The sequence below is a fragment of the Oceanobacillus senegalensis genome, from assembly GCF_900176885.1.
Lineage (GTDB): Bacteria > Bacillota > Bacilli > Bacillales > Amphibacillaceae > Oceanobacillus > Oceanobacillus senegalensis.
In genome coordinates, this window is sequence record NZ_LT839648.1 from 12,579 (window position 1) to 18,793 (window position 6,215).

The following is a 6,215-nucleotide window of genomic DNA, read 5'->3' on the forward strand; positions in this document are numbered from 1 at the left end:
CAAGATAAGAGCCGATAAAACAAGAGGAGAGCCGATAAAACAGAAGGAGAGCCGATAAAACAAGAGGAGAGCCGATAAATCAAGAGGAGCGCCGATAAATCAGGAGGAGTGCCGATAAAACAAGAGGAGCGCCGATAAATCAAGAGGAGCGCCGATAAATCAAGAGGAGCGCCGATAAATCAAGAGGAGCGCCGATAAATCAAGAGGAGCGCCGATAAATCAGGAGGAGTGCCGATAAAACAAGAGGAGAGCCAATAAATCAAGAAGAGAGCTGATAAATCAAAAGGAAAGCTGATAAATCAGGAGGAGAGCCGATAAATCAAGAGGAAAGCTGAGGTGCACTACAGTTCCTTGTCCCGTTCGTCGTCTCGGCCGGGTGATGGGTGGTTGCGTGGGGAGCGCTTGGGGATGGTTCTTTTGGAGCAGGGCCGATAAGCGAGCGTGGTTGATCCGATAACCCTTTTTTGAAACCCAATTTCTACCACACTAATTCCGATAAAGTTCATATAGCTCAATTGCATGACCAATACTAGGGTGATAAAGAACGTGGAGGAATTGAAGGAAATTAGTAATATCTGACCTTTGTTTGATTATGGCGGCACGGCAGGATGATGCAATTAATTAGTAGCAGAATGGAGGAATGGAGCCACAAGGTACCTGTCTTTGCGTCTCAAAATAATTTAAAATTTCTCCTTCTTGATAATAAAGTTTAAAAAAGTAATTGACTTGTCCTAATAATATACTTACAATTATAATAAGTTAAAAATATATGAATTCTTATCCAGAGAGGCGGAGGGACTGGCCCGAAGAAGCCTCGGCAACAGACTTTAAAAGTACTGTGCCAATTCCAGCAAGCGGCAGCTTGAAAGATAAGAAGAGTGTAGGAAACATCGGTGTTTTAAAACCCTCTTCTTATTTCAGAAGAGGGTTTTAATTTTTTGAATCGCTGTTTGGACTACCAAAGGCATTCCTATTCAAGATTATTTATCACGTGATTAACTGGCTGGCTGACACGCCACGTCCTGTGGCATTGTCGGCACTAGCACTTCCTATGCATTGTAGGACCCCCACTTCAAAAAATCGCGATACCTCAAGAATTATAAGTGGAGGCGGGCAGCCAGTAAACTCCTGATTCGTTCATCTAACAATCAGTGGGGATGAATGAAAACCCCCACTGATTGAGGATTCACTTTATTGGAGGTGATGCAATGTTAGGAAAGTTATCTTAATGAACATACTAAAAAAGGAGGGAGGAACTTGGCAAAGATAGATGAATTAAAAATTAGCCATATTTTAGAAGTGCTGAAAGATTTGGAATATGGATCTGTGGTTATTACGGTACATGATGAAGAGATTACACAAATAGATACAACCGAGAAAAAACGGTTTTCCTTAACGAAAAGCCAATCAAGAAAAAAGTGAAAACTACATATTTTTCATGCCGATTAGACAACTAAAGGCATCTTACAATCCGATTATTTAACGTATCGGATGTGAGATGCCTTTTTTATTTTAAAATGAGGAGGATATTTTAATGAGTAAGAAACAAATGCACTTAGGTTCTTTTTTCACCACTTATTTAGGACATCATCTTGCAGCATGGCGCTATCCTGAGACAAAAACGGAAGAGGTTGTTCAATTAAGTCTGTATAAGGAAATTGCTGAATTATCGGAAAAAGGGAAATTCGATATGCTTTTTATAGCAGATGTCCTAGCGCATAATGAAGAAGATATTGATTATACACCACAAATCAGATTAGAAGCACCAACGGTAATGGCAACACTTGCTGCAGTAACGAACAAAATTGGCTTGGCATCCACTTTATCTACTACCTATCATCATCCTTATAATGTTGCAAGAGAGTTTTCCACTCAGGATCATTTAAGTGGTGGACGCACAGCATGGAACATTGTTACCTCTGCACATGATAATGAAGCTCAAAATTATGGGGAAATGCGCCATTTAGATCACTCGTTACGGTATGAAAGATGTGAGGAGTTTGTTGAAATTACAAAGAAGCTTTGGGATAGCTGGGAAGATGATGCATTATTGTTTAATCGAGCGAAGGGCAAGTTTTTAGATGGAAAAAAAATTCACCCTATCCATTTCAACGGTAAATATTATAAAGTCCGAGGTCCTTTAAATATTCCTAGATCTCCTCAAGGAAATCCAGTACTTATATCTGCCGGTGCATCCGAAAGAGGAAAAGATTTTGCAGCTAAAGTAGCTGATGTGTTTTTCACAATCGCATCTCCTTCCGTGAAAAAAGGTAAGGTTTTCTATCAGGAAATGAAACAAAAGGTACAAAGCTATGGAAGAGATCCTAATCAGTTTAAAATCATGCCTGGCGTTGTGCCCTTTGTAGGTGAAACCCAAAAAGAAGCAGAAGAAAAGCTTGAACATTTTCAAGAATTAATTCTACCGGAATTAGGAATTGGAATGCTATCAAGATATCTCGGTATCGATTTAGTTCATTATTCTCCTGATTCCCTGCTTCCAGATGTACCAAGTTTAGATCAATACAACGGGGAAAAAGGAAGATTTGAAATCTTATCCGAGCTTTCTAAAAAAGAAAATTTAACGATAAGACAATTAGCAAGTTTATTTGCTAGAGGACAGGGTCACTTATTCGTTGTTGGTTCTGGAGATAATGTTGCAGATAAATTAAGTGAATGGTTCCTTTACGGGGCATGCGATGGTTTTAATGTGAAAATACCTTACTTACCTGGCGGGGTAAAGGATTTTGTGGAGCATGTTACTCCTGAATTACAAAATCGGGGACTCTTCCGAACAGATTATGAAGGTACTACACTTAGAGATCATCTTGGATTGGATTATCAAAAAGCAAAAATAAAAGTGAACGCTTAAATTCAAATCTATGGGATTATTTAACTTCCATTCAAAGTATAAAGGTTAAAAAAGGAGAATACAGATGAAAAAAAGGTTATTAGCATGGTTTATTTTATCTATTATGACACTAGTTACCGGATGTGCAAGTGCGGGAACAGCTGGAAGTGATGAGGAAAAGACAATTAAAATTGGGGTAACTGGAGGTCCGCCAGAGGAAATCACCAAGATTGTAAAAGAAGAGGCTAAAAAGGAGGGGATTAATTTAGAAGTTGTAGAATTTAACGACTATATTACTCCAAACCGTGCTTTGGAAAGCGGGGAGTTAGATTTAAATATGTTTCAAACAAAACAATTCTTAGGACAATTTGTAGAAGATCATAAAGCACCTATCATAGCATTAGGTACGACTTACAATAGTTCTATGGGGATTTACTCTGAAAAATATGAGAGTGTCGATGAAATTCCAGAGGGTGCCACATTAGGGGTAGTTAATGACCCTGTAAATATATGGCGCTCCCTACTTCTCTATGAGGAAGTTGGATTAATCAAGGTAAAGCCAACGGATGGTTTAGCAACTATACAAGATATTGAAGAAAACCCAAGGAATTTAGAATTTATAGAAATTGAAGGCCCACTAATGCTGCGTACCCTAAATAGTATTGATGCAGGTATTGTAGCTAGTACACATGCTCTTGATCAAGGTCTAGATCCCAAGAAAGAAGCTATCTATTTAGAGGAGGGAGCGGAATTTCCTATGGTAGTCGCTGCAAAAGAAAAGGATAAGGACAATCCTAATTATAAAAGAATTATAGAGTTGTATCATTCAGATGCGGTGAAACAATTTATTGAAGAAAGATACGAGGATATTCTTTTCGTAACGGATAATCCTTTCCAATTAGATTAGGAGGCACAGGTAATGATTGATTTAAAAAATATTAACAAAACCTTTCAGGTTGGAAATACAAGGGTTGATGCCTTGAAAAATGTAAATATACATGTGAAAAAAGGAGAAATATTTGGAGTAATTGGTTTTAGTGGGGCAGGGAAAAGTACATTACTCCGTATGATCAACCTGCTTGAAAAGCCTACGAGTGGTGAAATAAATATTAATGGTAAAAACCTTCTGACATTAAATGAAAAAGGCTTACGAAGCGTAAGAAAAAAGATTGGTATTATCTTTCAGCAGTTTAATCTTCTTTCTTCTTATAATGTGTTTGATAATGTTGCCGAAATTCTCCGTATGAATCACGTTCCAAAGAAGGGGATTCAAAGAAAAGTAGAAGAGTTGCTTACGCTGGTCGGATTAGAGGATAAAGTAAATCAATATCCTGCCCAATTATCTGGGGGACAAAAGCAACGTGTTGGTATTGCACGTGCTTTAGCGATGGATCCTGAAATTTTATTATGCGATGAGGCAACTTCTGCTTTAGACCCACAAACGACAGACTCTATTCTAGAATTGCTATTGGATATTAATAAGAAATTAGGTTTAACCATTGTTCTCATTACACATGAAATGGAAGTAATTAAAAAGACATGTGACCGCGTGGCTGTTATGGAAAAAGGAGAAGTGATTGAACAAGGAACAGTACTTGATATTTTTAGTAATCCTCAGCAAGGAACGACGAAAAAATTCTTGAAAAATTTATATGATGATACGATCACGAAGGAAATGGTTGCGAAATTAAAGACATTTGATCATTCCTATATTTTACGTCTAGCTTTCCGAGGTGATGCTGCCTTAGACCCTGTCCTAAATGTAGTTTCATCCAGATATTCAGTTACCACAAATATTGTACATGGTTCCATTACCTATTTAAAAGGAAACCCATTAGGAATATTAGTGGTCCATATTTCCGGAGATTATGAGAAGGTAAAGCAAGCTATCACTTATTTAAGCAACACAGTATATCATGCCAAGATAAGTTTGAAAATTGATCCAAAAACGGAGGAGGTGCTGACTCTATGATGGATAGAGTGGACGAACTGATCCCATTATTTACGGTATCTTTATATGAAACTATTGCAATGGTAGTGATTTCACTTGTAATTGCTACACTTATAGGGATTCCATTAGGAGTTTTGCTTGTCATAACGAGGCCAAATCATCTTTCTCCCAATAAATGGGTGTTTCATATTTTAAATACAGTTGTTAATATTTTTCGATCGCTTCCATTTATAATTCTAATGTTAGCCATCATCCCATTTACGGAAATGATTGTAGGTACAACAATTGGAATTCCGGGAGCAATTGTGCCTCTTATCGTTTACATTGCTCCATATATTGCAAGACTCATTGAAACAGCTTTACTTGAAGTGGATTACGGAGTCATTGAAGCTTATCGAGGAATGGGAGCGTCACGCTTCCAAATTATTACACGAATCATCATAAGAGAAGCCCGTCCAGGAATTTTGCTTTGTATGACAATTGCCGTAATTGGTTTGATTGGTGCTACAGCAATGGCAGGAGTCATTGGGGCGGGGGGACTCGGTGATTTAGCCCTTAGATATGGATATCAACAATGGGATTTACCTGTGATGTTTGGAACGGTCTTCATCTTGATTGTGTTAGTTCAAATCGTTCAATCGGTTGGAAATTATGCTTCTAGGAAATTGAAGAAAGAAGAATAATTCCTTTTCAGGGACAAGGGGGACAGGTTTGTGTAGTGCCCCCCAAAAGTTAGAGTGAAAAAACTAATTTTTGGGGGTCACCTCAGGAACCTGTCCCTCCGTCCCGTCCGGAAAAGCACATAAAACAAGAATACCACCCTACGCCGTCGCAAGCAAAAGGGTGGTTTTTATAACGACATCTACACCATCTTTGACCAAGGAGCATCCATGGAGGAAACAAAAGAAACTTTCCTCCAAAACGCCCTCCAATTAATCAATTGGCATTTAGTGGAGCGCTGATAAAGGGGGGAGTGCTGATAAATTTGGAGGATTGCCGATAAATCAGACTGAGTGCTGATAAAAAAGAATGGGCGCTGATAAACCAGACGGAGTGCTGATAAATCAGACTGAGAGCCGATAAATGAGAAGGAGCGCCGATAAAACAAGAGGAGAGCTGATAAATCAAGAGGAGAGCTGATAAACCAAGAGGAGAGCTGATAAACCAAGAGGAGAGCCGATAAATCAAGAGGAGCGCCGATAAATCAAGAGGAGCGCCGATAAATCAAGAGGAGAGCCGATAAATTAAGAGGAGAGCCGATAAATCAAGATGAGAGCTGATAAACCAAGAGGAGAGCCGATAAATTAAGAGGAGAGTCGATAAATTAAGAGGAGAGCCGATAAATCAAGAGGAAAGCCGATAAAACAAGAGGAGTACCGATAAATCAGAGCAAAGGCTTCTAATTAAAAAAGCTGA

The 6,215-nt window shown here is 38.6% G+C and carries 5 protein-coding genes and 1 riboswitch; all 5 genes read left to right on the top strand.

The window, feature by feature from the left end; translation table 11 throughout:
- Positions 1 to 774 precede the first annotated feature (774 nt).
- Positions 775 to 876, top strand: a riboswitch (SAM riboswitch).
- Positions 877 to 1,257: 381 nt separating this feature from the next.
- The 5 genes from CAO17_RS00155 (at position 1,258) to CAO17_RS00175 (ending at position 5,482) form a co-directional block, all read left to right on the top strand.
- Positions 1,258 to 1,422, top strand: a complete 165-nt coding sequence (locus tag CAO17_RS00155; RefSeq protein WP_179151839.1) for a YezD family protein — start codon at positions 1,258 to 1,260, stop codon at positions 1,420 to 1,422.
- 112 nt (positions 1,423 to 1,534) lie between these two features.
- Positions 1,535 to 2,869, top strand: a complete 1,335-nt coding sequence (locus CAO17_RS00160; RefSeq protein WP_085990862.1) for an LLM class flavin-dependent oxidoreductase — start codon at positions 1,535 to 1,537, stop codon at positions 2,867 to 2,869.
- A 64-nt stretch (positions 2,870 to 2,933) separates the two neighbouring features.
- Positions 2,934 to 3,755: a MetQ/NlpA family ABC transporter substrate-binding protein gene (locus CAO17_RS00165; RefSeq protein WP_085990863.1), complete on the top strand. Its 822-nt coding sequence runs from the start codon at positions 2,934 to 2,936 to the stop codon at positions 3,753 to 3,755.
- A 12-nt stretch (positions 3,756 to 3,767) separates the two neighbouring features.
- Positions 3,768 to 4,820: a methionine ABC transporter ATP-binding protein gene (locus CAO17_RS00170; protein ID WP_085990864.1), complete on the top strand. Its 1,053-nt coding sequence runs from the start codon at positions 3,768 to 3,770 to the stop codon at positions 4,818 to 4,820.
- Entirely contained in the window at positions 4,820 to 5,482 is a 663-nt protein-coding gene (locus tag CAO17_RS00175) for a methionine ABC transporter permease (protein ID WP_085994334.1), read from the top strand. The genes CAO17_RS00170 and CAO17_RS00175 overlap by 1 nt, the downstream gene beginning before the upstream one ends.
- Positions 5,483 to 6,215 lie beyond the last annotated feature (733 nt).